This window comes from Azorhizobium doebereinerae UFLA1-100 (assembly GCF_000473085.1).
Taxonomy (GTDB): Bacteria; Pseudomonadota; Alphaproteobacteria; order Rhizobiales; family Xanthobacteraceae; genus Azorhizobium; species Azorhizobium doebereinerae.
In genome coordinates, this window is the sequence record NZ_AXBA01000010.1 from 21340 (window position 1) to 47011 (window position 25672).

General features: G+C 71.1%; 26 protein-coding genes. 14 read left to right on the forward strand and 12 right to left on the reverse strand.

From position 1 onward, the window contains the following. The first annotated feature begins 173 nt into the window (after positions 1-173). Positions 174-1142 (forward strand): AraC family transcriptional regulator, encoded by a 969-nt coding sequence (locus YU1_RS34705; protein WP_051356640.1) that lies wholly within the window; start codon positions 174-176, stop codon positions 1140-1142. Between the two features lie 105 nt (positions 1143-1247). Further along, complete coding sequence (locus tag YU1_RS0108320) at positions 1248-5168, forward strand: autotransporter outer membrane beta-barrel domain-containing protein (protein WP_029003674.1); 3921 nt, start codon at positions 1248-1250, stop codon at positions 5166-5168. 12 nt (positions 5169-5180) lie between these two features. Here YU1_RS0108320 and YU1_RS0108325 read toward each other — a convergent pair whose 3' ends face one another. Further along, a complete protein-coding gene (locus tag YU1_RS0108325) occupies positions 5181-6119 on the reverse strand; it encodes a LysR family transcriptional regulator (protein ID WP_029003675.1) in 939 nt (312 codons plus the stop codon). On the opposite strand from YU1_RS0108325, the gene YU1_RS34220 reads away from it, so the two are divergent. Both YU1_RS34220 and YU1_RS28570 read left to right on the forward strand, forming a co-directional pair. After that, a complete protein-coding gene (locus YU1_RS34220) occupies positions 6109-6528 on the forward strand; it encodes a hypothetical protein (RefSeq protein WP_210163758.1) in 420 nt (139 codons plus the stop codon). The two genes, YU1_RS0108325 and YU1_RS34220, sit on opposite strands and share 11 nt — an antisense overlap. Next, positions 6525-6833 carry a hypothetical protein gene (locus YU1_RS28570; RefSeq protein WP_035714525.1) on the forward strand — a complete coding sequence of 103 codons (309 nt, stop codon included), beginning with the start codon at positions 6525-6527 and terminating at the stop codon, positions 6831-6833. The genes YU1_RS34220 and YU1_RS28570 overlap by 4 nt, the downstream gene beginning before the upstream one ends. Before the next feature lie 128 nt (positions 6834-6961). On the opposite strand, the gene YU1_RS0108335 is transcribed toward YU1_RS28570, so the two are convergent. From YU1_RS0108335 to cysQ, 3 genes are all read right to left on the reverse strand, one after another. Further along, entirely contained in the window at positions 6962-8308 is a 1347-nt protein-coding gene (locus tag YU1_RS0108335; protein WP_210163759.1) for a coiled-coil domain-containing protein, read from the reverse strand. Positions 8309-8452: 144 nt separating this feature from the next. After that, positions 8453-9043 carry a DUF1134 domain-containing protein gene (locus tag YU1_RS0108340; RefSeq protein ID WP_035714527.1) on the reverse strand — a complete coding sequence of 197 codons (591 nt, stop codon included), beginning with the start codon at positions 9041-9043 and terminating at the stop codon, positions 8453-8455. A 132-nt stretch (positions 9044-9175) separates the two neighbouring features. After that, complete coding sequence (cysQ, locus tag YU1_RS0108345; protein ID WP_029003678.1) at positions 9176-9985, reverse strand: 3'(2'),5'-bisphosphate nucleotidase CysQ; 810 nt, start codon at positions 9983-9985, stop codon at positions 9176-9178. A 276-nt stretch (positions 9986-10261) separates the two neighbouring features. Between cysQ and chpT the strand changes: the two genes are divergently transcribed. Next, on the forward strand, positions 10262-10927 hold the full coding sequence (gene chpT, locus YU1_RS0108350; RefSeq protein WP_029003679.1) for a histidine phosphotransferase ChpT: 666 nt from the start codon (positions 10262-10264) through the stop codon (positions 10925-10927). A 4-nt stretch (positions 10928-10931) separates the two neighbouring features. On the opposite strand, the gene YU1_RS28575 is transcribed toward chpT, so the two are convergent. Both YU1_RS28575 and msrB read right to left on the reverse strand, forming a co-directional pair. Beyond that, entirely contained in the window at positions 10932-13094 is a 2163-nt protein-coding gene (locus YU1_RS28575; RefSeq protein ID WP_051356641.1) for a S9 family peptidase, read from the reverse strand. Next, complete coding sequence (msrB, locus tag YU1_RS0108360; protein ID WP_029003680.1) at positions 13042-13473, reverse strand: peptide-methionine (R)-S-oxide reductase MsrB; 432 nt, start codon at positions 13471-13473, stop codon at positions 13042-13044. Before msrB ends, YU1_RS28575 begins: the two co-directional genes overlap by 53 nt. A 386-nt stretch (positions 13474-13859) precedes the next feature. Between msrB and YU1_RS0108365 the strand changes: the two genes are divergently transcribed. Continuing rightward, positions 13860-14276 (forward strand): Ros/MucR family transcriptional regulator, encoded by a 417-nt coding sequence (locus YU1_RS0108365; RefSeq protein ID WP_029003681.1) that lies wholly within the window; start codon positions 13860-13862, stop codon positions 14274-14276. A 22-nt stretch (positions 14277-14298) separates the two neighbouring features. Here the strand turns inward: YU1_RS0108365 and YU1_RS33395 are convergent, their stop codons facing one another. Beyond that, positions 14299-14745: a hypothetical protein gene (locus YU1_RS33395; RefSeq protein WP_156922008.1), complete on the reverse strand. Its 447-nt coding sequence runs from the start codon at positions 14743-14745 to the stop codon at positions 14299-14301. Between the two features lie 217 nt (positions 14746-14962). Here YU1_RS33395 and YU1_RS34365 point away from each other — a divergent pair, with 217 nt between their 5' ends. From YU1_RS34365 to YU1_RS0108385, 3 genes are all read left to right on the forward strand, one after another. Next, positions 14963-15415, forward strand: a complete 453-nt coding sequence (locus YU1_RS34365; protein WP_245263266.1) for a helix-turn-helix domain-containing protein — start codon at positions 14963-14965, stop codon at positions 15413-15415. Between the two features lie 35 nt (positions 15416-15450). Further along, on the forward strand, positions 15451-16023 hold the full coding sequence (locus YU1_RS0108380; RefSeq protein WP_425339141.1) for a DUF6456 domain-containing protein: 573 nt from the start codon (positions 15451-15453) through the stop codon (positions 16021-16023). 128 nt (positions 16024-16151) lie between these two features. Then, positions 16152-16523 (forward strand): DUF805 domain-containing protein, encoded by a 372-nt coding sequence (locus YU1_RS0108385; protein ID WP_029003684.1) that lies wholly within the window; start codon positions 16152-16154, stop codon positions 16521-16523. 16 nt (positions 16524-16539) lie between these two features. On the opposite strand, the gene YU1_RS0108390 is transcribed toward YU1_RS0108385, so the two are convergent. Together YU1_RS0108390 and YU1_RS0108395 are read right to left on the reverse strand one after the other, a co-directional pair. Next, entirely contained in the window at positions 16540-16974 is a 435-nt protein-coding gene (locus YU1_RS0108390) for a SufE family protein (RefSeq protein WP_029003685.1), read from the reverse strand. 109 nt (positions 16975-17083) lie between these two features. Further along, positions 17084-17530, reverse strand: a complete 447-nt coding sequence (locus YU1_RS0108395) for a DUF5330 domain-containing protein (RefSeq protein WP_029003686.1) — start codon at positions 17528-17530, stop codon at positions 17084-17086. 261 nt (positions 17531-17791) lie between these two features. On the opposite strand from YU1_RS0108395, the gene YU1_RS31875 reads away from it, so the two are divergent. The 5 genes from YU1_RS31875 to YU1_RS0108420 all read left to right on the forward strand — a co-directional run bounded on the left by YU1_RS31875 (position 17792) and on the right by YU1_RS0108420 (position 22146). Continuing rightward, entirely contained in the window at positions 17792-19249 is a 1458-nt protein-coding gene (locus YU1_RS31875; protein WP_210163760.1) for a sensor histidine kinase, read from the forward strand. Then, positions 19246-20154 carry a peptidoglycan-binding domain-containing protein gene (locus YU1_RS31880; protein WP_051356643.1) on the forward strand — a complete coding sequence of 303 codons (909 nt, stop codon included), beginning with the start codon at positions 19246-19248 and terminating at the stop codon, positions 20152-20154. The genes YU1_RS31875 and YU1_RS31880 overlap by 4 nt, the downstream gene beginning before the upstream one ends. Beyond that, a complete protein-coding gene (locus YU1_RS0108410; protein WP_029003687.1) occupies positions 20154-20498 on the forward strand; it encodes a DUF1491 family protein in 345 nt (114 codons plus the stop codon). Before YU1_RS31880 ends, YU1_RS0108410 begins: the two co-directional genes overlap by 1 nt. Before the next feature lie 126 nt (positions 20499-20624). Continuing rightward, positions 20625-21764: an NAD(P)/FAD-dependent oxidoreductase gene (locus YU1_RS0108415; protein ID WP_029003688.1), complete on the forward strand. Its 1140-nt coding sequence runs from the start codon at positions 20625-20627 to the stop codon at positions 21762-21764. A 178-nt stretch (positions 21765-21942) separates the two neighbouring features. Continuing rightward, positions 21943-22146 (forward strand): hypothetical protein, encoded by a 204-nt coding sequence (locus YU1_RS0108420; RefSeq protein WP_029003689.1) that lies wholly within the window; start codon positions 21943-21945, stop codon positions 22144-22146. 4 nt (positions 22147-22150) lie between these two features. Here YU1_RS0108420 and YU1_RS0108425 read toward each other — a convergent pair whose 3' ends face one another. The 3 genes from YU1_RS0108425 to YU1_RS28595 are packed head-to-tail and all read right to left on the reverse strand — an operon-like array spanning position 22151 to position 25559. Further along, on the reverse strand, positions 22151-22804 hold the full coding sequence (locus YU1_RS0108425) for a DUF1254 domain-containing protein (RefSeq protein ID WP_084539746.1): 654 nt from the start codon (positions 22802-22804) through the stop codon (positions 22151-22153). After that, entirely contained in the window at positions 22801-23376 is a 576-nt protein-coding gene (locus YU1_RS0108430) for a DUF1214 domain-containing protein (protein WP_029003691.1), read from the reverse strand. Before YU1_RS0108430 ends, YU1_RS0108425 begins: the two co-directional genes overlap by 4 nt. Positions 23377-23396: 20 nt before the next feature. After that, positions 23397-25559 (reverse strand): transglycosylase domain-containing protein, encoded by a 2163-nt coding sequence (locus tag YU1_RS28595; protein WP_051356644.1) that lies wholly within the window; start codon positions 25557-25559, stop codon positions 23397-23399. Positions 25560-25672 lie beyond the last annotated feature (113 nt).

Below are 25672 nucleotides of genomic sequence, written 5' to 3' on the forward strand. Positions count from 1 at the left end.
CCTTGCGGTAGCCCGCTGTGCGGTGACAAGGCGGGCCGGCGCAGCTAGGTTCGCAACGCCTGTTGAGCCGATTTTTCGTCGGTACAACGGCAGGTTGGGGCGGCAGGGTGATGCAATGGGCGGCGGCTTTTTCGGCCGCCGTGCGTTCCGTCGCGACCAGGATTGCCCCGGGGATGCACAAGTCTTTTGAGAGTGGGCCGGACGCGTTTTCCTACGAGCGTCTGGGCGAGACCTTCGTCGAGGAGCGGCAGGCGTGGCACGCCTGGACCCGCTGGCAGTCCGAGCCGGCGGCCGGCGTCCCGCCGGAGGCGGTGGAGGACGGCTTCCTGCTGGCGGTGCTCGGCCGGATCGAGACCGACCTCTCGGTGGTGACCGACCTCGACACGGTGGCGCGGCAGGCGGGGCTGAGCCCATTCCATTTCCACCGCCGCTTCGCCGAGACCATGGGCGAGACGCTGGGCGCCTATACCCGCCGCATCCGGCTGGAGCATGCGGCCACCATCATCTGCCGCACCTCCACCGGCATTCTCGATGCGGCGCTGCGCACCGGCTACAACAGCCAGCCCGCCTTCACCCGCGCCTTTTCCCGCCGCTTCGGCATGACGCCGAGCCGTATGCGCGCGATGGTCCTGGCATCGACGCCGGCGCCGCGCCGGCTGCATCACGACCTGGTCGAGGGAACCGCCGCCGTGCGCCAGCCGGCCGCACGGCTCATCGCCATGCGCTTCCACGGCGGGCTGGACCTGATCCCCTACCACTGGCGCCGCTTCGCCCGCGCCCTCCAGGCCGCCGGCGTCAGCCTCGACGGCCTGTCGCCGGTGGGCATCCTCTATGACGACCCGGCGCTGACCGGACCGGAGCGCATGCGCTACGACTGCGCGATCATCGATCCCGGCCTCGGCCTGCCGGCGCTGCGCGCGCCGTTCCGGCGGCTCGACATGCGCGAGGGCTTCTTCGCCAGCCTGGATCTGGCCGGGCCGCAGCACCTCATCGCGGAGGCCATCTTCGGCGTCTGCGTCATCTGGCTGCCCCGTGCCCGGCGCGGCTTCGGCGAGACGCCCGCCTATGTGATCTACCGCGCCCCGCCCTGGGAGACCGGGCATCAGGTGGCGGTGACCGTCCGCGTGCCCACCGACCGCTGAGCCGGCCGCAAGCCGGCCCACCGCAAGCGCGATCAAGACGCCGCGCGCGAACCTGCTACAGCCGATTTCCAGATCCCCCGTTCCCGCCTTCTCCGGAGCCCCGCCATGCCCCGCCCGCTTCCGCCGCGCCTGTTGGCCGCTTCCACCTCGCTGGTCGCCCTGCTGGCGGCGGGGGCGGGGAGCCGGGCGGCGGACCTGGTTGTCACCGGCACGCAGACGCTGCCGGCGGGGGTGGTGTCGGCCTATGACAACACGCTGATCGGCAGCGGCGCCGCCGGCACGCTCACGGCGGCGGGCAGCGGCACCGGCCTCGTCAACGGCGGCGCGGTGACGGTGGGCGTGGACGCGGATGGCGGGCTGATCGTCATCGGTGGGGCGACGGTCTCCGGCGCCACCGGCAGCGTGGGCGTGACCGCGGGCACGTTCAGCGGCGTCGTGCTGTCCGGCGGCGGCTCGGCCTGGACCAGCAGCGGAGCGCTCGGCATCGGCACCAACGGCGCCGCCACCGTGGAGGTGTCGGACGGTGCCGCCCTCGCCTCCGGCGGCGCGGTGCTGGGCGAACTGACCAACACCGCCTTCGCCACCGTGACCATCACCGGCGCCGGTTCCTCCTGGACCAATGCCGGGGGGCTGCAGGTGGGCGGTTTCGGCTCCGGCGACCTCAGGATCGAGGACGGCGGCCGCGTTTCGACCGGCGATATGATCGTTGCGGGCCTGTTGTCGCCCAGCGGCACGGTGGAGGTGAGCGGCGCCGGCTCGCGGCTCGACGTGACGGGGGCCTTCTCCGTCGGCACCAATGGCATGGTGGCGGTGACGGCGGGCGGCGCGATCACCACGGCGGGCGACGCCGATGTGGGCGTGGGCGTGAGCAGCGAGACCGGTAGCATGACCGTGACCGGCTTAGGCTCGCGCTGGGACGTGGCCGGCAGCCTGACCGTCGGTGTGCTGGGGCAGGGGGCGATGACCATCGCCGACGGCGGCGTGGTCACCACCGGCGGCGCGGCGGTGATCGGCAACAGCGGCAGCGTGGGGCAGGTGGGCGTGCTCGGCACCGGGTCCGCCTGGATCATCGGCGGCACGCTGACTGTGGGCGGGACCGGCGAGGGCACGCTCATCATCAGCGACGGGGCGCGGGTGTCCGACACCGGCGCCAGTATCGGCCAGCTCGCCGTGCCGGGACTGGTGGTGGTCGCCGGCGCCGGGGCGCGCTGGGACACCGCCGGCACGGTGACGATCAATACGGACGGGACCGTGGAGGTGCTCGGCGGTGCCGCCGTGACCGCGGGCGACACGCTGGTGGGCAACGGCCTCGGCGCGCCGGTGGCGCAGCTCGATCTCAGCGGCGCGGGCACGGCCTGGACGTCCTCCAACGCGGTGGTGATCGGCTATGGCGGCTATGGCGCGCTCACCGTGTCCGACGGGGCGAAGCTCGCCGATGCGTCGGGAGTGATCGGCTATCTGTTCGGGACGCCGGGCGAGGCCAGCGTGTCCGGGCCGGGCAGCCAGTGGACCAGCGGCGTGCTCTATGTGGGCGCGTCGGGAAGCGCCCTGCTGACCGTCACCGGCGGCGGCGGGGTCAGCGCCAACGATGCCGTGATCGGCTGGCAGTCCACGGCGACGGGCCTGCTCGGCGTCAGCGGCGCCGGCTCCAGCCTGGCGGTGAGCAACCTGCTCTATGTCGGCTTCGGCGGCTATGGCGAGCTGGATGTCTCCGATGGCGCCAGCGTCAGCTCCGGCACCGCCGGCCTCGGCCTCAGCCCAGGCGCTGTCGGGGCGGTCTCGGTGGATGGGGCCGGGTCGCGCTGGAGCGTCAATGGCGGGCTGTTCGTCGGCACCGACGGCACCGGCCTGCTGGCGATCAGCAATGGCGGCACCGTCACGGCGCAGACCCTCTCCATCGCCGACGGCGGCAACGTGGGAGCGGTCTCCGTCAATGGCGCGGGCTCCACCTTGACCGTCGCCGGGCTGCTGGCCATGGGCGGGGTGTCCTCCACCCTCGTCATCGCCGACGGCGGGACGGTGACGGCGGGCGCGGTGGCCATGGGCAACGCATTCGGGCCGTCCACCAGCCAGTTGGTGATCGGCGCCGCCGCGGGCAGCGCGCCGGTGGCGCCGGGCACGCTGAACGCCGCCTCGGTGACGGTGGTGAACGGAACCGGCAGCATCGTCTTCAACCACACCGCCACGGATTATACCTTCGCGCCGGTCATCGCCGGCCTCGCCACGGTGGAGGTGGACGCGGGCACCACGCGGCTCGCCGCCGCCAACAGCTATTCCGGCGGCACTCGCATCCTCGGCGGCACGCTCGCCGGCACCACGGCGAGCTTCGGCAGCGGCGCTATCCTGGACAACGGCACGCTGGTGCTGGACCAGTCCGGGGCGGGCACCTTCGCCAACACGCTGACCGGCTCGGGCAGCCTCATCAAGAGCGGGACTGGCACGGTGACGCTGGTGGGGGATGCCTCTGCCTTCGCCGGCACCACGCGGGTGACCGCCGGCACGCTGTCGCTGGCCGGCACGCTGGGCGGCACCGCGCAGGTGGAGGCGAGCGGCACGCTCGCCGGCAACGGCACGGTGGGCACGCTCGCCATCCTGTCCGGCGGCGTGGTGGCGCCGGGCAACTCGGTCGGCACCATCGCCGTCGCGGGCAATTTCACCCAGGCGGCCGGTTCGCTCTACCGGGCCGAGGTGTCCGGCAGCACGGCCGACCTCATCACGGTCAGCGGCACGGCCACCATCGCCGAGGGCGCCCTGCTCTCGGTCGCCGGCATCGGCGGGCTCTATACGCCCGGCGCGCGCCTCACCATCCTCACCGCCAGCGGCGGCGTGACGGGCAGCTATACCCTGCTCGGCGACGCCATGATCTCCGCCTTCTACGGGGTGACGCTGGAGACCGGGTCGGGCACGCTCTTTCTCGACGTGGCGCAGATGCGGGCCTTCGCCAGCGCCGCGCAGACGCCGAACCAGGTCGCCACGGCGGTCGCGCTCGACACCTTGCCCACCGGCAACCTGCTGCACGACACGGTGGGCTCGCTGGCGACGCAGGCGCTGGCGCGCGGCGCCTTCGACCAATTGTCCGGCGACCTCTACGGCTCGCTGCTGACCGGCGCGCTGGAGGACAGCCGCTTCGTGCGCGCGGCGGTGGTGGACCGGCTGCGGCAGGCCTTCGGCACCGCGCCGGCGGCGGGCGGGGCGGCGGCGCAGCCGAACGGCGTGTGGGGCCGGGCCTTCGGGTCCTGGGGCTCGGTGTCCGGCGACGGCAATGCGGCGGGCTTCGACCGCAGCATCGGCGGGTTCCTGACCGGCATCGACGGGGCGGTGGGCGAGGCCTACCGGATCGGCGCCTTCGGCGGCTACAGCCAGGGCAGCCTCACGGTCGGCGCGCGCAATGCCTCGGCCGATGCGGACACCGTGCATGCGGGCCTCTATGGCGGGGCCCAATTCGGCGCCCTCGGCGTGCGCCTCGGCGCGGCCTATGCCTATTCGGACGTGGACACGGCGCGGGTCATCGCCATTCCCGGCCTCGTCAATGCCCTGTCCGGCAGCCAGGACCTGAGCGCCATCCAGGCGTTCGGCGACGTGGGCTGGCGGGTCGGCCTCGGGCCGGCGGCGCTGGAGCCGTTCGCGGCGCTGGCCTATGTGAACGTGTCGGGCGGCGGCATCGCGGAGAGCGGCGGCATCGCCGCTCTGTCCGGCAGCGGCACCCATGCGGGCGTCACCTTCACCACGCTGGGCCTGCGGGCCGATACGGACGTGGTGCTCGGCACCATGCGCGCGACGGTCCAGGGCATGGCGGGCTGGCGGCATGCCTTCGGCGACGTGGATCCCACGGCCACGCTCGCCTTTGCCGGCAGCGCGCCGTTCAGCGTCTCCGGCGTGCCGCTGGCGCAGGACGCGCTGGCGCTGGAGGCGGGCCTGTCGGTGGCCCTGTCGCCGGCCGCCATGCTGGCGGTGTCCTACGCCGGCCAGTGGGGCGGATCGCTCTCGGACAACGGCCTGACCGCCCGGCTCGCCTGGACGTTCTGAGCCGCCGGCGGCCTACGGGGAGAGGGTGGCGAGCGCTGGGTCGCGCCCGGCGCCCAGGTCCTGGTCGAGGCGCGGGGCGATGCGCCGGGCCTCGGCCACCAAAGCCGCCGTGAGCGGGGTCGTCGGCTCGCGATGCGGCACCACGAGGCCGATGGAGTGGGTGATCTCAGGCTCGACGATGGGGATCGAGCGCAATTGCGAGGTCAGGCCGAGGCTGTCCGCCAGCATGGCCGGCATGACGCTCGACCATTGCCCGGTGCGCACATGGGTGAACAGCACGATCATGGAATTGGATTCCAGCGTCGGCTTCTGCACCGCGCCGGAGGCCGCCAGCAGGCCGTCGACGATGCGGCGGTTCTGCATGTCGGGGGTGAGCAGGCACAGGGGCAGCTCGGCGATCTCGGCCCAGGTCACCTTGTCCCGGTCGCCATATTTGGCCCCCGGCGCGGTCACGAGGCGGTAGCGCTCGCGATAGAGCGGCACGGTGTTCACCCGGCCCAGCGGCTCGTTGTCCAGATAGGTCAGGCCGGCGTCGATCTCCAGATTCTCCAGATGGTTCAGGATCTCGATGGAGGTGGAGGAGATGACGGTGAAGCGCACGTCCGGGTGGCGGGCGCGGAACGGCGTGGTGAGCGCGGCCACCATGGGCAGAGCGGTGGGAATGGCGGCGATGCGCAGCGGGCCGGACAGGCCGCGCTTCAGGGCATCGATGTCCTGGCGCATGGCGCGGCTGTCGGCGACGATGCGGCGGGCCCACTCCAGCGTGCGCTCCCCCTCCGGCGTGAAGCCCATGAAGCGGGAGCCTCGCTGCACCAGCAGCACGCCGAGCGTGTCCTCCAACTGCTTGATGCCGGCGGAGAGCGTCGGCTGGGTGACGCCGCAAGCTTCGCCCGCGCGGCCGAAGTGGCGTTCCCGCGCGAGGGCAATCAGGTATTCCAGTTTGTCGATCATCAAGCCACTCGGTGCGCTGCCGTCCCCGCCCATCCCTGGCAAGGATTGCCGCCGCCCGCAAGCGGAAGAACGCATGCGGGCTAAAACGATTCAAGGCCTGGGGACAAGGCTTCGCCCGGCGCAGGACGCCCGGTTTTCCGCCGATTTGGCCGGAGCGAAGCCGAATAAATTCCACGTCTCGCATCGTTGCATGACGTTGCGTCGCGGTGGGCGCAGTGCGGGTGGCGTAATTTCGCCAAAGTGGCAAGTATCCGATGGCGAACCGGCGGCGCGGGCCTTCGGTGGCATTCATGATTGCTTAAGCAATCAGTCGACGAACGGCCCGGCTGGAGGGAACAAAGGTCACGCTTTGTCGATTTCAGCTCTGCACCTTTGCGTGCCGTCTGGTCAGGTGGGAGAAATAAGATGAGAAGTGCCACTCTCTGCGCGGCCGCGCTGTTCGGCGCGCTCGCGCTCGGCACGGTGGCCGCCGAGGCCGCCAGCCCGATCTCGCCCGGAGCGGCGCCCGCTCCGGTGGCCGGCGCGCCGGTGGAGCCCGCCGCCTGGGTATGCGGCCCCTCGCGCTGCAACTGGGTGCCCGGCCCGCCGCGCGGCCCGGTGCCGCCGTGGGCCCGTGGCTGGGGCCCGCCGCCGCGCGGCGGCTGCTACTGGGTGCGCCAGTCCCGCCCCTATGGCCCGCCGCGCTGGGTGCAGGTCTGCGGCCGCCGCTGGTGAGCCCCGGCTGACGGCCAATCGCCGACGATGCATCCAAGCGGACGGTCCGCTTCTCCTCGGCGGCGCCTTCGGGCGCCGCTCTGCGTTTGGGGGCTCCGCCTGAACCGCCGCGCGGACCCGGCGGCGTGCTATTCGCCGGCGGCCTGACGGGCCGGAACGTAAGGCGGCGTCTCGGTGTCCGGTATCCCGGCCTCCAGCCCCTCGTCCGCCGGCACCTCGTCCGCCGCGCGCGCGGCGCGGATGCGGGCCGCCAGGGTGAGGCCGTTGGCACCGGCCTCGGCCGTGTCCGCGCGGGCCAGAAGCTCGGGCAGGGGCGAGCCGGGGGCATCGGCCGCCCGAGCCGCCACCTTGGCGGCGAGATCGAGAATGGTTTCCTTCAGCGCCGAGCGCTCCGCGTCGCCCATGGCGGGCGCCGCCGCGTCCCGGTTCCCGGCCCGAGGCGCGGCCTGGGGCACGATCTGGGCCGGCGCGGCCCCGGGCGGCGGGGCCGGGACGTCGCGGGCGGCGCGGGCGCGGTCGAGCGCCTCGCTCATCATCGCGTGGTCGGCCTTGAGCATGTCGAGCGCGTCGGATAGGCGGCGGGTCTCGCCCTGGGAGGCGGTGAACTCCTCGCTGCGCCGGTGCTCCAGCAGATGCAGCGCGCTGCGCGTGCTTTCCAGGTCCTGGGTGGCCAGCGCCAGCGCGGCCTCCAGTTCCGCGACGCGCGCGGTCCGCTCGGCCAGCGCGGTGCCGCGCTCCTCGCTCTGCTGGATCTTCTCCATCAGCGCGCGCCGGGCCTGGCTCAGTTCCGACGACAGCCGCGCCTCGGTCTCCGCTGCCTTGACGGCGTCCGCGCCGGCATCGGTCCGCGCCTGCCACAGCAGGGTCTCGGTGTCCTTGAGGCGGGCGTCGGTGGCGACATGGGCGGCGCGCTCATCGCCGAGGCCGCGCTCCAGCTCCATGATCCGGCCATCGCGCTCCAGCAGCGCGGCGTCGCGCTCGGCCAGCGTGACCTGAAGCTCCTCGGTGCGGCCGATCTGCTCGGTCAGCGCGGTGCTGGTGGCGGCCAGCGCCGCGCGGGTGTTGGCCAGCGTCGTGGTGGCCTGCTCCAGCAGCAGCGTCTTGTCCGCAAGCTCCGCCCCCTGGGTGGCGAAGCGGGCTTCCAGGTCCGCATGGGCGAGGGTGAGGGCCTCATGCGCGGCGGTCTTGGCGGTGAGGCGCTTGTCCAGGTCGAACACCTGGAGCCGCTGCTCCTCGATGGTCGCCGCCTGGGCCACGATGGCCGCCCGCGTCTGGTCGAGCTGAAGCTCGAGCCGCCGCTGCGACAAGGCGAAGGCCGCCCGCTGCTGGTCCTTGTCCGCCTGGATCTCGAAGATGGAGACCGGCACCGCCGCCTCCACCCGCCGCGTGGTCAGGCGCACCGCGCGATGCCAGACGGCAGGCAGCACCAAGAGCGCGACCAGGGTCGCGCTCAATAGGCCCAATGCAAAGAACATGATCTGTTCGATCACGCGAAACCTGCGCTTTCACCCCCGCCGAGGCCCATTCATGCCATGCAAACGGGCGGCGTGCCACCGCGTAGCACCGCCACCCGCTTCACTTGACTTAAGCATCCCTTACGTATGCGCCGGCGAGCCTGGTCAGAAGGGGTTCCATGTGGGCTGCGAGGTAAATTTGAGATAGCCGATGTTGGCGCCGAGCCGGACGCCGACGCCGGACCGGATGGGCACCACGACGATATTGTCGGCGGTGAGCGCCGTCATGCCGAAGCCGGCGACGAAATAGGCCGAGCCGGTGACGCCGCCGAAGCGGCGGAACACGTCGTCCACGGTACGCAGATTATAGACCAGGATCATGGTGCGGCCGCCGTCGCCGCCGAAATCCCAGCCGATGGACGGGCCCTGCCAATAGACCTTCAGGTCGCCGGCATTGCGGGTATAGAGCACGCCCTCGCCGTAGCGCAGGCCGCCGACGAAGGCGCCAGTGCCCTCCTGGCCGAGGATGTAGCCGTTGGGCTGGCCCCACTGGTTGACCGCCTTCTCGATGGTCAAGGCGAGGCCGCGCGAGACCGAGCCGAAGAAAGAATGGCCCTTGGTCACCAATTCGTTGGTTGAATATGTGCCGGGCTGGCCGCCGGGGGCCTGCTGCTGGGCCGCCGCCGGGGCGGCGAGGGCAACGAGGCACGCAAGCCCGGCAACAAGGCGGGCCAGGGAAAAACGCGGGATGGTCATGCGGGATCTCGCGGTTGGCGTCGGACGGAAGAGCCGCGAATCGGCCTTGCACTGTTGCGTCTCACTGTGACGCAGAGAAGGCGGGGCGCAAGGCTGCCACCGTTACCGCCGCCGCGACCGGCCGCCACCCGCTCAGGCCGGAGCGGGCGCGCCCTCGGCGATGAAGCCGGCGACCTTGAAGCCGTTTTCCGGATGCCCGTAGGTCAGGGGCTGGCCGTCGGGGCGCAGCAGGCGTCCGCCGGCGGCGGCCACCACCGCGTGTCCGGCGGCCGAATCCCATTCCATCACCGGCGACAGGCGCGGGTAGAGATCCACCTGTCCGTCGGCCAGCAGGCCGAACTTCAGCGCCGAACCGGCGGAGATGCAGGCGTCCACCGGCAGGCTGTCGATCAGGGCGCGGGTCTGCGGATCGGCGTGCGAGCGGCTGGCGGCGATGCGCAGCGGACCGGAAGGGCGCGGGCGGCACCGGATCCGGGTCCAGCCTTCCGACGCCACCTCCGCCTCCGGGGCGCGGTCGGCCTTGAAGGCGCCGCCGGGCGCCGCGGCATAGAGCAGGCCCTTCGCCGGGGCGTAGACGACGCCGAAGGTGGGCGTGCCATGCTCCACCAGGGCGATGTTGACGGTATATTCGCCGTTGCCGGACACGAATTCGCGGGTGCCGTCCAGCGGGTCCACCAGCAGGAAGCGCGGGCCGATGGTGACGTCGCAGCCGGCCGACATGGCTTCCTCGGCGATGATCGGCACGTCCGGCAGCAGCGCGGCCAGCGCCGGACAGATCAGGTCTTCGGCCGCCTGGTCGGCGTCCGTCACCAGGCTCGCATCCGCCTTGGTGCGCGCGGTGATGCCCGCCGCCTCGATGCGGCGGATCGCGCCGCCGGCATCAAGGGCGATGCGGGCGAGCGCCGCGAGCAGCTTCATATCCTCGGGGGCGGGCAGCGACATGGACAGGCCGGGGCAGGAGGGGAGCGGCCGATGCCGCAATGCAGCGTCGGCGCCGGGGAACCGGGCCGCTTTTAGAGCCAAATCCCGGGCAGGGGAACGGGCAGGGCAACGGGCAAGAGGGCAGCCGCACGCCGGCGCTTATGCTTGTAGCCGGCGAAGTCCGGGTATATCAGAGCGCGCACGCGCCGTTCTGCGGGATTCGGTTGCGCTGCATCATGATGTGTGCGCCCTCGGTTTCGCGTCCTTCGCCGTCTCGGAACCGCTAACGGATACGCCATGTCTTCCGCGCCCACCGGCTCGTCCCTCACGCTGTCCATCTCGGCCCTCGATCTGGCGGCCCTGCTGTGCTCGCGCGTCTGCCATGACGTGATCAGCCCTGTCGGCGCCATCGTCAACGGCCTGGAGGTGCTGGAGGACGAGGACGCGCCGGACATGCGCGAGGTGGCGCTCGATCTCATCGCCAAGAGCGCCCGGCAGGCCTCCGCCCGCCTCCAGTTCACCCGCCTCGCCTTCGGCGCCGCCGGCTCCGCCCGCGCCAGCCTCGACCTCGGCGACGCCGAGCAGGTGGTGCGCGGCATGATGGAGGACGCGCGCACCAAGATCGAATGGATGCTGCCGCGCGAGCTGCTGCCGAAGAACCGGGTGAAGCTGCTGCTGAACCTGATGCTGCTGTCGGGCATGACCGTGCCGCGCGGCGGCGTCATCCAGGTGGCGCCGGTCGGCGCCGGCCCGGAGATGGGCTTCTCCATCGCCGCCACCGGCGTCAGCGCCCGTATTCCGCAGACGGTGGTGCCGCTGCTGGAGGGCATTCCGCCCGAGGGCGGCCTCGACGCCCATGCGGTGCAGCCTTTCTATGCCGGGCTGCTGGCCCGCGACTGCGGCCTCGTGCTCGGCTTCTCGCAGGACGGCGAGACGGTCACGCTCACCGCCCTGCAAGGCTGATCTCTCAGGCCGGAACGCTCTCCATTCGAGGCTCCAGCAGGCCCACGGTCTTCAGCGCGAAGATGTAGACCAGCGCCACTTCCTCCAGCCGGTCGAACCGGCCGGCGGCGCCGCCGTGGCCCGCTTCCATGTTGGTGCGCAGCAGGATGGGCCGGGACGAGGTGTTCGCCTCGCGCAGCCGGGCCACCCATTTCGCCGGTTCCCAATAGGTCACGCGCGGGTCGGTCAGGCCGGCCAGGGCGAAGATGGCCGGATAGGCCTGCGGGCGCACATTATCCACCGGCGAGTAGCCCAGGATGGTGCGGAACGCCTCCGGGTCGCGGATGGGATTGCCCCATTCCGGCCATTCGGGCGGGGTGAGCGGCAGCGTGTCGTCCAGCATGGTGGCGAGCACGTCGACGAACGGCACCTCGGCCACGATGCCGGCGAACAGATCCGGCCGCATGTTGGCGATGGCGCCCATGAGCATGCCGCCCGCCGAGCCGCCCTGCGCCACGATGCGCTCCGGCCGGGTGAAGCCGTGCGCCACCAGGTGCTCCGCCGCGGCGATGAAATCGGTGAAGGTGTGGGTCTTCTTCGCCAGCTTGCCGTCGGCATACCAGCGCCAGCCCTTGTCGGTGCCGCCGCGCACATGGGCGATGGCATAGACGAAGCCGCGATCCACCAGCGACAGGCGGCTGGTGGAGAAGCCGGCGGGCATGGCGATGCCGTAGGCGCCATAGCCATAGAGCAGGCAGGGCGCCGAGCCGTCGAGCGGGGTCCCGGCCTTGTACAGCAGCGAGACCGGCACCTGCTCGCCGTCGGGGGCGGTGGCGAACAGGCGGCGGGTCACATAGGCCGCCGGGTCATGGCCGCTGGGCACCTCCTGGCGCTTCAGAAGCTCGCGGGTGCGCGCCGCCATGTCATAGGCCCACACCTCGGACGGCGTGGTCATGGACGCATAGGTGAAGCGCAGGGTGGCGGGGTCGAACTCGTAGCCGCCGTTGAGGCCCAGCGAATAGGCCTCCTCGGCGAAGGCGATGGCATGCTCCGCGCCATCCGCCCAGGCGTGCAGCACGATGCGCGGCAGGCCGTCCTGGCGCTCCAGGCGTACCAGGTGATGGCGATAGGCGGTGTGGGAGAGGATCATCCGCCCCGCCCGGTGGGGCACCAGGTCCCGCCAGTTGGCCCGCGCGGGATCGGCCATCGGCGCGGTGACGATCTTGAAGTCCTCGGCGCCGTCCGCATTGGTCAGGATGACGAGGCTGTCGGTGCCCTTCACCGAGGGATGATGCTCCACGTCGTAGCGCACGCCGACCGTGCGGGCGGCGACGAGGCGGGGCCGCGCCGCCGGGTCGGCAAGGTCCAGCAGATGCGCTTCGGAGGTCTCGTGGTCGCCGCAGGCGATCAGGCCGAAGGCTTTGGACTGGGTTTCGCCCAGCGAGACGAAGAAGCCCTTGTCCGGCTCCTGGTAGATCAGCTCGTCCGTCGCCGGGTCGGTGCCGATGCGGTGGCGGTAGACCAGCGAGGGGCGGTGCTCCGCGTCGCGGCGGATGTAATAGAGCGTCGCCCCGTCGGCACCCCACAGCAGGTCGCCGGTGGTGTCGGCGATGGCCAGCGGCAGGTCCTGCCCGCTGGCGAGATCGCGCACGCGGATGGTGAACAGCTCGGAACCCGCCTCGTCGGCGGCGAAGGCGAGGCGGCGGTGGTCGGCGCTGTGCCGCACCGGGCCGAGGTGGAAATAGGCCTTGCCGGCGGCTTCCGCGTCGCCGTCGAGCAGGATCGCCTCGTCCCCCTCCGGCAGCGCCTTGCGGCACACCAGGGGGTGCTGCCCGCCCATGCGGTGGCGGGAATAATAGGCGAACGGGCCGTCGGGGGAGGGGACATTGGCGTCGTCCTCCTTGATGCGCCCGCGCATCTCGGCGACGAGGCCGTCCTTCAGCGCGCCGTGGGGTGCGAAGGCGGCGTCGCTATAGGCGTTCTCGGCTTCGAGATAGGTGCGGATGTCGCCGGCCAGGACGGCGGGGTCGCGCATGACCTCGCGCCAGTTGTCGGCGCGGAGCCAAGCATAGGCGTCGGTGAGGGCGGTGCCGTGGACGGTGCGGGTGGTGGGGCGCCGGGGGGCGCGCGGGATTTCAGGCAGCACCGGGTCCCTCGCCTTCGGGCTTGAGGTTGAGGGCGGTGCCATTCATGCAGAAACGCAGGCCCGTGGGCCGCGGCCCATCGGGAAACACATGGCCCAGATGTCCATCGCAGCGGGCGCAGCGCACCTCGACGCGGTGCATGCCATGCGATTGATCTTCCACATTCTTCAACGCCGCCGGATCGAGCGGCTGAAAGAAGCTCGGCCAGCCGCTGCCGGACTCATACTTGGTGTCCGAACTGAACAGCGGCGCGCCGCAGGCGGCGCATTCGTAAAGTCCGGGCCGCTTCTCGTCCCAATACGGGCCGGTAAAGGCCCGCTCCGTGCCGTGCTGGCGCATCACGCGATATTGTTCGGGCGTCAGTTCCTTGCGCCACTCTTCCTCGCTGCGCAGGACTTTTTGCTGGGAGACATCGTCGGCCATGGCGCGCCTTTCGAAACATATTGGCGAAATTCTTGCCGCGACAGGTAGGCATCCGGCGGCGCCGGCGCAAGCACCCGCGCACCGCAATGCGGCTTCGTCACCGCAAGCTGTGCACCGCACATGAAGGATGCGTCATGTGGTCTTTACACGTTGTAGTGCTGCCGGAGCCTTTGGCGGCGTTTGTAAAAGAGCAGGGAAGAAGATCCCTGATTTTGGGGAAAATGAACTTGCAATTCATGTCGGATCAACATAGGTAGGCAGCAGCGGCGCTCGCTCGAATCGCTGTGTGGTCGCTGCGCAGCGCGCGCAGCAGCGTTAGGGGGCGACATTTTCGCCGCGGTGAAGCGTACCGTCTTGAATTTCGTTTCGAACCTGAAGAAAGACCCATGAGCGAAGCAACGGAATCGACCACCTACATCGAGCTGGCCGCGGATATTGTCTCTGCGTACGTCAGCAACAATTCGGTCGCGGCGGCGGACCTGCCCAACCTCATCAACGAGGTGCATGCTGCGCTCCAGCGCGTTTCCAAGGGTGAGGGCGAGCCCGCGCCCGAGCCGCTGAAGCCTGCCGTGCCGCTGAAGAAGTCGGTCACCCCCGATTTCATCGTGTGCCTGGAAGATGGCAAGAAGTTCAAGTCGCTGAAGCGCCACCTGCGCACGCAATACAACATGAGCCCCGAGCAGTATCGCGAGAAGTGGGGCCTTGCGCCCGACTATCCGATGGTGGCGCCGAACTATGCCGCCGCCCGCTCCGAGCTTGCCAAGCAGATGGGCCTCGGCCAGCAGCGCCGCCGTCGCCGCTGAGGCACCCGCCGCGCCAGGGCGGTCAGATCGAGAGGCGTCCGCCGGTCTTCGGGCCGCGGGCGCCTTTTTTGTGTTCGGCGGGTTCACGGGCGCCCGCGGCCTTCGCCAGCCGGCACAGGGCGGCGTGCCGCACCGGATCATAGCCCCGCGCCCCTGCACGCGCGGCCTGCCGGGAGGCGCGCAGCGCCGCCAGGATGTCCGGGCGCGTGCGGGCGAACACCACCAGCGCCGCCAGGCGCTGGCCGATCGCCGCCTCCCGATCGCCGGCGGCAAAGGCCAGGATCGCCGCCGGCCCGCGCTGCCTGCCTCCCGCCGTGGCCGGCCGGCGGTCCCGCCCGTGGCGGCGGGGCGTTAGTTGTCCCTCTCCAGTATCGAAGTATTGCCGGCAATCCTGCCGATCTTGTTCAGGGCGTCGGCCGGTGTTCGCGGCGTCGGTCGTGAGGGGTGGGGCGTCTGCGGTCTGGGGCATGGCATATCCTTTCGGATGCCACGATGCGCCATGGGCGTGATGGTGGGGATAAGTTCCTAGTTTTTGCCGCTCCGATACGCCGCGGCGAATCGATAAGATGATTTAAAATCAAATAATTAAATTCATTTCACGGTCCCGGCCGTGCGGGGGACTTATCTCCCCTTGTGCCATCCTTGCGCAAGATATAGGAAATTAATCCTTGATTGCGGAGGACTATATGGCACGAAATGCTTCTGTCCGCGCGGTGCCGTTGCGGCGCCGCCGGGCCTCATCGCTGTTCCGAGCCGGCCTGCCGTGGGGCCGGGCCGCATCGGCCCGTGCCTCGGGCAGCCACGGGACGGGGGGCGCCGTCTCCGCCGGCGCGGCCGACCTGTTGCTGCTGTGCCGGCTCGCGGTGCTGCTCGCCGCCCGGCAGCAGCAGTGCGCGGCCGATCTGGTGATGGCCACGCCGACGCGGGAGGCGCCGGTGGCCGGCGCGCGGCAGCTCGCCATGTATCTCGCCCACGTGGCGCTGGGCCTGTCGCAATGCCAGGTGGCCGTGGGCTTCGCGCGGGATCGCCGCACCGTGGCCCATGCCTGCCGCCGCGTGGAGGACCGGCGCGACGACGCCGCGTTCGACGCCCAGGTGGCGGACATCGAATATCTCCTGCGCTGGGCGGTGGGCCGATGACCGGGCGCCGGGAGGCCCCGCGCCGGGCGGAGGGGATGACGCAGGAGAGCGTCCGTGCGCGCCCGGAGGGCGCCGTGGCGCGGCGGCGGCGCGAGGTGCGCGCCATGGTGGTGGACGGCCGGCCGCAGGCGGTGCTGGTGCAGGCCGACGAAAGCCCGCTGGGCTGGCTCGCCCGCCGCAAGGGGCGCGATGGGCAGCCCCTGATCTCACCGGCCCAGTTCCAGGCCGGGGAAAGGCTGCGGCTCGATTTCACCCGGGCCAGCCTGACGCCCCGTATCAGCAGCGACTGGTCCGCGCTCGGCTCGGCGCGCGGTGGCAGTCCCGGCAGCTTCTCAGATGCCGTGCTGGCGGCGAAGGCCCGCGTTGCGGCGGCGGTCGGTGCCGTCGGGCCCGAATTGTCCGGGGTGGTGCTCGACGTGTGCTGCTTCCTCAAGGGACTGGAAAACGTGGAGGGGGAGCGCGGCTGGCCGGCGCGCACGGCCAAGGTGGTGCTCGGCCTCGGGCTCGACCGCCTCGCCGCGCATTACGGCCTCGCCGGCGCGGCGGTGGGGCGCGGCGGCGTGGCGTCGCGCGCGTGGCGGGCGTCCGATCCGCCGCCCGGGGGCTGAGCGCGGCGGGGGAGGGCGCGCCTGGGCTGTGGAGCGCGCGTCCGTTCGGGGCGCTGCCGGCGAAACATGTATTGACGGCGCGCTTGATCGGCGGACCATGTTGCCACGTCGGACCGAGGGGGAACGGGATGGACGGTTATCTTGCTGCGATGAGGAAGTACGCGACGTTTTCCGGCCGCTCGCGGCGCGGGGAATACTGGGTCTTCCATCTGGTGTTCGTGGTGCTGTCCATTGCCGCCTCGCTGCTGGACCTGCTCATCTTCCAGACCGGCCTCGACCACCAGGGGCCGATCGGCGCGGTGGTCCTTCTCGCCCATCTCATTCCGTCCTTCGCGGTCTCCGTGCGACGGCTGCACGACATCGACCGCACCGGCTGGTGGCTCCTCTTGGAGTTCACCATCATCGGCGCGCTGGTGCTGCTGATCTTCGCCATGCAGAGGGGGACAGCGGGCTTCAACCGCTACGGCTCCGACCCGCTGGCGACGCCGGCCGCCGCCTGACGGCCGCGCCGCGCGCTCAGGCGGCGGCCAGCGCCGCCCGGGCGTCGGCGCGGATGCGCTCCACCATGGAGCGCAGGCCGTTGGAACGCTGCGGCGTGAGGTGCCCCTCAAGGCCGATGCGGCGGAACACGGCGAGCGCGTCGGTCTTCAATATGTCCTCGGCGGAATGGCCGGACAGAATGGTGAGAAGCACGGCCACCAGCCCGCGCACGATATGGGCGTCGGAATCGCCCTGGTATTCCAAGACCGGCCCGTCCGGGCCCTCGCGGCGTGTGCCCACCAACCAGACCTGGCTGGTGCAGCCCTGGACCTTGTTCTCCTCGGTGCGCTGCGCCTCGGGCAATGGCGGCAGGGCCCGCCCGAGTTCGATGACGAAGCGGTAGCGGTCTTCCCAATCGTCCAGGAACTCGAAATCCTCGATCAGATCCTCGGCCGTCTTGCCTGCATCCATAGCGGGAACCCGTCTGTCGTCGTGCCTGCCCGGTCCGTCGGCGCCGGGAGCCTCAGACATATAGGGTCAGTCGTCCGCCGTTGAAAGCAACGCGCCGGCCGGAGGAAACTCAGGCCGGGCGGCGCGGCGGCAGGGGCATGCCGGGGGCGGCCGGGGGCGCCGCGCGGGCGGGCTCGACAGCCCAGGCCGGCGCGAGGTCCTGCGGCGTCAGGTCGTGGGAGGCTTCGCCGTCCTTGCCGGCATTCTGGCGGGCGGGTTCGGCGGGGGCGGCCTGGGCGTCGGCCTTGCCGTGCTCGCCCTTCGGCGTGCCGATGGTGTCATAGACCCACTTGGCGCCGGCCTGGGCCTTGTCGGTGAGATGGCCGAGCATCTCCCCGCCCACGGCGCAGGCGTCCGGCTGGCGCTGGCAGAAGCCGCGCGCGTCGGCGATGGCCGCCTGCACGGCACTGAGGGCCTGCCACGCGCCCACCTGCCGCCCGCCATCGCTGGTCAGGCCGATGGGCAGAATGAGCAGGATCAGGGCCAGCCAGAAGGCCATGCGGATCAAAAAGAACATCGGCGCCCTCGCGCATGCCTGGCCAGCCTCCTTTGCCAGGCTCACCCCAAAATACCAGACGCGAGCGCGCGGGGCAGTCCGGCGGGGGGCCGCGCACCCCTTCTTTTCAAGACATCGTTAACACTGATGGCAAGTCCGGCGGCGGCGCGGCACCCGGTGCCGCGCTTAGCGTTCGCTTAAAGCCTTCCGTGCCAAGCTCCCCTTAGGAACATGCAGGGCGCCTTCCGCGCCGGTCGCACGGTGGAGCAGATGGACTGGGTCTTGAGCGATCATCGGCAGGGAGAAGCCGGCCCGGATGCACGGCAGGATGCGGCGGCGCCGCGCGGCCGGACGTCCATGCGCGACCTTGCCGCCGTGGGACGTCACAGCGCCGCCGCCCTCGGCGCCCTGGCCTTCATGTGCGCGCTGGCCGGCGGCGGCCTGCTGCTGGCGGCCGCCCTCGGCCTGTCGGAGACCGGCGTGCCGGAAGGCGGCTGGCTGCTGGGCTGCGGGCTGATCAGCGCGGCGCTCGCCGCCGTGGCCGCCGGCCTGTCGCTGGCGGCGGAGCGGCTGGATCGCTCGCTGCTCAGCGTGGATTTCGCCTTGGTGACGCTGCACGGGCGCGGCGGCGAGGTGATCGGCGTCGAGCATGCCGATCCGGTGCGCGCACGCCTGCCGGAAGAGGCCTGGATCAGCCAGGGCCTGTTCGACCGCATCCTGGTGCCGGACCGCCCGTCCTTCCTGGCGGCGCTGTCCGCCGCCTCCGCCGGCGCCGCGCCGGCCGAGAGCGTCTGCGAGGTGCGCCTGCGCTGCGAGCCCGAAGGCGCGGCGCCGGATTTCGTGTGGATGGAGATGCGCTGCCTGCCGGCCGGCGAAGGCCGCGCGCGGGCGCGCTGGCGCGACGTCCATGCGCTGAAGCTCCGGGTCGAGGCGGACCATCACGCGCGCACCGAGGCGGAACGGGCCAACCACGCCAAGAGCCGCTTCCTGGCCGCCATGAGCCATGAGCTGCGCACGCCGCTCAACACCATCCTCGGCTTTTCCGAGCTGCTCGCCACCGACACGGGGCAGCGCATCGATGCCCGCCGCAAGGAGGACTACGCCCGCATCATCCACGAGAGCGGGCAGCACCTGCTGGGCGTGGTGAACGACATCCTCGACCTGTCGCGGGTGGAGGCGGGCGCCTATGAACTGTCGTTCGAGCCGCTGGACATGGCCCATCTGGTGGACGGCTGCGTGGAGATGATCGGCCTCGACGCCACCCGCCGCAACATCAAGGTCTCCAGCATCCTGCCGGCGCGCCTGCCGCGGCCCATGGCCGACAAGAGGGCGGTGCGGCAGATGACGCTGAACCTGCTGTCCAATGCGGTGAAGTTCTCCGATCACGGCGGGCATGTGGAAGTCAACGTCTCGGCGCAGAACGGCGTCATCAGCCTCAGCGTGCGCGATGCCGGCGCCGGCATGTCGGCGGCCGAGGTGGAACGCCTGGGCGAGCCCTTCTTCCAGACCGGCGACGCCGAGCGCCGGGCGCGCGGCAGCGGCCTCGGCCTCGCCGTGGTGCGGGCGCTGGTGCAACTGCATGACGGCGCCTTCGACGTGGCGAGCGCGGTGGGCGGCGGCACCACCGTCACCATCAGCCTGCCCATCAAGCGCGCAGGTACCGTGGTCGCGCCGTTCGCGCGCGCCGGCGCCGAAGACGACAGCGGCCGCCGCGGCGGCGAGGGGCGTAAGATCGCATGAGGATCGAACTCGGCAGCGCGCGCGGCTATGAGGCCGACGCGGCGCAGGAGGGCGCGTTCCTGTCCGGGGCGAACCCCTATGCGGCGCTGGACGGCGCCCGCGCGGTCCGCCGCCGGCGCCGGCTCGACGTCATGGCCGGGGCGCTGCTCGCCGCCGCCGCCGTGGGCGTGCTGGTGAACGTCTTCGCCCTCCAGCAGGGCAACCGGACCAATTTCGTCTTCGGCTTCGTGCTGCCGGAGGCCATTTCCACGAGGCTGTCGCTGGCCCCCTCCGCCAGCCCCGCGCCGGCGCCGGTCCAGGCCGCCCGCCCGCAGCCGGTGGCCGCCACGACACCTGCGCCGGCACCGGCTCCGGCCGCGCCCGCCGCGCCGCCTGCGGCGCCGCCCCAATCCATCGCCGCCCTGCTGAACGCGACGGCGCCGACGCCGCCGGCGGCGGCGCGCCAACCCCAGCCGGTGGTGGCCGAGGTGCAGAAGGAACTGGCGCGGCGCGGTCTCTATGACGGTCCCGCCGACGGGCTGACCGGCCCGAAGACCGAGGCCGCCATCCGCAGCTTCGAGCAGAGCGCCCGCCTGCGCGTGACGGGCGAGGCGAGCGATGCCGTGCTGGCCCAGCTTCGGCGCAGCGGCGTCCCGGTGCCGCCAGCCGGCCTCGGCGGCGCGGCCGACGTGACCGGGGCCATCCGCCCGCCCGGCGACGTGCCGGCCTCGCCGCGCGTGCTGGCGGTGCAGAAGACCCTGGCCAAGCTCGGCTATGGCCCGCTGAAAGTGACCGGGCGGCTGTCGCCGGAGACCCGGCAGGCGGTGCAGCGCTTCGAGCGCGACCGCAACCTGCCGGTGGACGGCGAGATTTCCGACCGCATGGTGCGCGAACTGGCCGCCGTCTCCGGCACGGCCATCGACTGATGCGACTCAAGAGCGCCATCTTCGTCTCGGCCCTGCTGCGGCGCTGCCAGGTGGAAGGGGCCTATGCGGTGGTCCGGCGGCGCGGGGCCGAGGAGGCCGGCGCGGTCTTCGTCAAGGTGACCCCGCTCGACGGCACGGCGGCGCTCTTTGGCCCGGCCCCGCAGAGCGAGATCGACGAGAGCTATCCGGTCGACCGCCTGTTCGGCGCGATCGTGCCGCCCGGCGCGCCCGAGGCGGACGTGGAGGCGCGCATCGTCAAGGAGATGCGCTTCGATCCCGATCTCTGGCTGGTGGAGATCGAGGACAAGCAGGGCCGCAGCTTCCTGGACCTCGCCGAGGCATAGTCCACGGCCCGTCGGCGCGGCGCTCGTTCGATATCCGCCATTATGTCGCGACGGCCGCTTTCCTCCGGCCGCGCCGGGCTTTAGCGTGCGCGCGTCGCAGCTTTTCTGGCAGGCCGGAACGTGTCCATGGACGTCATCGAAGTCGAGCATGTGGTGGTCGGGGCGGGTGTGGTCGGGCTGGCGTGCGCCGCGGCCCAGGCCCGCGACGGGCGCGAGGTCTATGTGCTGGAAGCCGGGCCCCGCATCGGCAGCGGCATCTCCTCGCGCAACAGCGAGGTGATCCATTCCGGCGTCTATTATCCCACCGGCTCGCTCCGCCACGTGCTGTGCGTCGAGGGACGGCGGCGGCTCTACAGCTATTGCGAGACCCACGGCGTCGCCCACCGCAAGTGCGGCAAGCTGGTGGTGGCGACCTCGGACGCCGAGGCGGAGAAGATCGCCGGCATCGCCGTGCGGGCGCGGGAGAACGGCGTCGAGAATACCGAGCTGATCGATGCCGCCGCCGCCCGCGCGCTGGAGCCGGCGCTGGACCTGGTGGCGGCGCTGCACGTGAAGGAGACCGGCATCGTCGATACGCACGGATACATGCTGGCGCTCCAGGGCGAGGTGGAGGCGGCCGGCGGCGCCGTGCTGCTCAACCACGGCATGCGGGCCGGCACGGCCCGGCCCGGCCGGTTCGAGCTGGAGGTGGACACGCCGGACGGCCCGCTCGCGATCACCTGCCGCAGCCTCGTGCTGGCCGCCGGCCCCTGGACCCACAAGGTGGCCGGGCGCATCGCCGGCTATGACATCGCCCCGGTTCACCCGCTGGTGCTGGCGAAGGGCTCCTATTTCTCCTATGCCGGCAAGCCGGTGTTCAAGCACCTCATCTATCCCGCGCCCATCGACGGCGGCCTCGGCACCCATGTGACGCTGGATCTCGCCGGCCGCATGCGCTTCGGGCCGGACGTGGAATGGCTGGAAACCGGGGACCCGGACGCGGTGGACTTCGCCGTCGATCCGGTCCGGGGCGAGAGTTTCTACGCCTCCGTGCGGCGCTTCTGGCCGGGCCTGCCGGACGGCTCCCTCACGCCGGACTATTCCGGCGTGCGGCCGAAGCTGGCCGAACGCGGCACCCAGGCGGATTTCCTGATCCAGGGACCACAGGAGCACGGCATCGACGGGCTGGTGGGGCTGTTCGGCATCGAGAGCCCCGGCCTGACCTCCTCGCTGGCCATCGGCGAGCGGGTGGTGCGCATGCTCGCCGAGCAGCCCGTGGCCGCCTGAAGGCAGGTGCCCGTCCCCTGCTGGGAGGGGGTGTTGGGGTAACCTGATCCGGATGTGGCGCGGTGCGAGCATGTGCTGGAGGTTGCATAGTCCCTCCATTTGACGCTCCCGCCAAGCTTCAGGAAACCTTCAGGTTGGATCGACGTTACTCATGCAAACCCGTTCTGGAGGACAGGGCATGACGACCGTGGTTCCATTCCCGACCGTTCATCGCAGTACCAAGGCCCCGGTGGAAACCGGCACGAGCGCTCAGATCTACATCCTGCCGGTGGTGCGCATCGAGCGTCACGCCGAGCCTGCGGCCATCGCCCAGCCGGTGCCGCAGGCGCCGCGCCGTCCGCTGGGCCCGTTCTTTTCCGGCGGCGGCCGCCGGGCGCGCTGACGCGTCAGGTGGGAGAGGGCGTGCAGGTGGCCGTTTCCAGCTGGCGCCGCACGACGTCGCGCATGTCCCGGTCGCGCGAGAAGGCGCGCACCAGCACGATGCCGGTCACAGACGGCGAAGCCACCACGAGACGGTCGGCGGCCGTGATTTCCTCGTCCTCGGGCAGCGCAGCCTTCTGCGCCTGGGTCATGAGGTCGAGTTCGATGACGCGCCCAGCGGCCTTGTCGCTCAGGGCATAGAAGCCGACGCCGCGCGCGGTGTAGAACGACACCGAGGTATAATCGGCCGTCGCCGGCACGCGCACCTTCAGCGGTTGCTTGGCGAGGTCGTACAGGCACACCGCATTCACGAACGCCGGGTCGAGCATGGGCAGCGCCCCTCCCGCGGCGGTCGCGTCTGGCAGCAGCACCAGTTCGTTCATCGGCCGGTCGGCCGCCAGGCGGCGGAAGGCGGTGCGGTCCGCCAGCATCGGCATGGCCAGGATCGAGACGAGGTGCACCAGCGCCGCCAACACCAGGACAATCGCCAGGACCAGCAGCACGGACGGGCGCGCCGCCTGCGTCGGCAGCCGCCAGCGCCAGACGTTCGGCAGCCCCCCGCGCAAGGAGGCGAACGGGGCGGAGGGACGGAAGGCGGAGCGGTCGCCGGGCAGGCTCATGGGCAGCGCTCCGTGGTGATGCGCGGAAGGATCGAGCCGTCCACTACGCCGGAGGCGAAGCTGAAGGGGGCGTCATAGAGCCGGAGCGCCACCTGCACGCGGGAGCGCGCGCCCGTGGGCACCCAGTTTCCGGCGTGGGCGCGGGGGCTGAGCACCACGTTGACGTCGCCGGCCGAGGTATAGACCGGCTCGGACGAGGTGAAGCCGTGGCGCTGCGCCTCGTTGTCGATGAGGTTGCCCTTGCCGTCGGTCACCGACAGCGTCCACAGCCGCGCCTGCGGCAGCCGGCCGACGATGCGGATGTCGCAGCGCCCGTCGAGCGGGTGGCCGGAACTGTCCTCGCGCGCCAGGAACAGGAGGCCGTCGGCCAGTTCCAGCGGCAGCTCTCCGGAGCGCGAGATGAAGGCCCGGGCATAGGGATCGGCCTGCGTCGTGCCCGAGCGCGGCCAGCCTTCCCAGGCGCCGGCGCGCACCAGGTCCATGCCCCGCGACTTGGTCACGGCCAGCCAGGTGGCCCCCAGCCCGATGGCGGTGGCGGCAAGGAAGGTCATGGCAAGGGGGAGGGCGCGCACGGGGCTTTCGTCTCGATGGGTCAGTTGGTCCGGCCGGCGGGCTCCGCCGAGGCGGTGGGGCCGGCGGGGCGGATCGGCAGCGGGGGCGCTTCCTTGAACAGGCGTTCGAGGCGCATCAGGTCGGCCGCCGCCTTGGGGGACAGGGTGACGGGGCGCTGGTTGGCCTCCAGGCCCGGCACCTCGATGGCCGCGGGCGGCTCGTCCAGCTTGGGCGCGGGCACGTTGCCGACGCCGGGGATGAACTTCAGCTCGATGCCCTGGTGGGCATAGGCCATCACCTTCTGCCAAGTCATGGCGGGCAGGGTGCCGCCGGTCATCTTGTTCATGGACTGGTAGTCGTCATTGCCGAACCACACGCCGCCCACGTAATTGCCGGTGAAGCCCATGAACCACGCATCGCGATAGGCGTTGGTGGTGCCGGTCTTGCCCGCCACCTTGATGTTCTCCAGCCGCGCCCGGCGCCCGGTGCCGTTCTCGATCACGTTGTTCAGCATCGGGTTGATTTCGTCGATGATGTTCGGCGGCAGGATCTGTTTGGGCTTGGGGGCGTCGCGGTCGAACCGCCAGAGCACCTCGCCGTCGCCGATGCGCATCTCCACCATGGCGTGGGGATAGACGCTGCGGCCGCCGTTGGCGAATACCGAATAGGCGGTGGCCATGTCGATCAGCGTCACCTCGGCCGCGCCGAGCGGCAGGGCCGGGGAGGTCTTCAGTTCCGAATTGATGCCCATCTTGTGGGCGAGGTCGATGATGTTGTTGCGGCCGAACTTGTCGCCCAGGCGCACCGCCACCGTGTTCAGCGAATGCTGGAGTGCGGTGATGAGCGGGATCGAGCCCATGTAGCTGCGGCCGTAATTCTGCGGGCACCAGTTGCCGTTGCAATAAGGCGCGTCCACCACGATGGTCGTAGGCTTGAAGCCGCCCAGCAGCGCGGTGGTATAGACGAAGGGCTTGAAGGACGAGCCGGGCTGGCGCAGCGCGTCGGTGGCGCGGTTGAACTGGCTCTCCCCATAGTCCCGCCCGCCGACCATCGCGCGCACGGTACCGTTCGGCTCCATCACCACGATGGCGCCCTGGTTGACCTTGTAGTCCTTGCCATATTCGCGCAGCGACTGGTCGAGGGCGGCTTCCGCCACCGCCTGGATGTTGGGATCGAGCCCGGTGCGCACCACGAAGCTGCGCTCGTTCACGCTTTTCGGCAGCGTGTCCACGAACTTGCGCACCTCGGAGAAGGCATAGTCGAGATAATAGTCCGGCACCGCCTGGTCGCGCCGGTCGATGGGGGTGGCGGGATTGCGCCGGGCGCCGAACACCTGGCCCTCGGTCATGAAGCCCGCATCCACCAGATTGTCGAGCACCGTGGAGGCGCGGGCGCGGGCGGCGGGCAGATTGATGTGCGGCGCGAACTTGGTCGGCGCCTTGAACAGGCCGGCCAGCATGGCGCTCTCGGCCAGATTCACCTCGCGCACCGACTTGCCGAAATAATAGCGCGCCGCCGCGTCCACCCCATAGGCGCCACCGCCCAGATAGGCGCGGTCGAGATAGAGCTTGAGGATCTGGCTCTTGGTCAGGCGGCTTTCCAGCCAGAGCGCGAGGAAGGCTTCCTTGATCTTGCGCTCGATGGTGCGCTCGTTGGACAGGAACAGGTTCTTGGCGAGCTGCTGGGAGAGCGAAGAGCCGCCCTGGCGCACCCCGCCGGCCCGGGCATTGGTCACCAGGGCGCGGAATGTGCCGGCGACGTCGATGCCGAAATGCTCATAGAAGCGCCGGTCCTCGGTGGCCAGCGTCGCCTTGATGAGGGTGTCCGGGAAGTCCTCCAGCGGCACCGTGTCGTTCTGCTTCACGCCGCGCTCGCCCAGCGTGTTGCCGTAGCGGTCGAGGAAGGTGACCGCGAGCTCGGTGCGCTTCAGCCAGTCGTCGGAGGTTTCCTGGAAGGCGGGCAGGGCGAGGGCCAGCAGCACCACGGCGCCGGCCGAGCCCAAAGTGAAGCCTTCCGAGGCCATGCCCACGAGGAAGCGCGGAATGCCGCCGAGCGAGAAGCGCTCCATGAAGGCGGAATAGTTCGCCGCCGACCGGCGGGTGAACTCGCCTAGCCGGAACAGTCCGCTGTCGACGCGCGAATCCAGGTCCAGCAGCGCGTTGCGCAGCCGTGTCCGGAAGGAGGAATGCTCGCCGTCGCTCACCGCAGCCGAACCGTGTCCCTGGGCCGTGTCCTCACGGCGCTAAGCTCTGGCATGTCCCTGCGGCGGGAAAACGGCGCGGGGCATGTCCATTCTGTCTATAGCGTGCCGGGCGC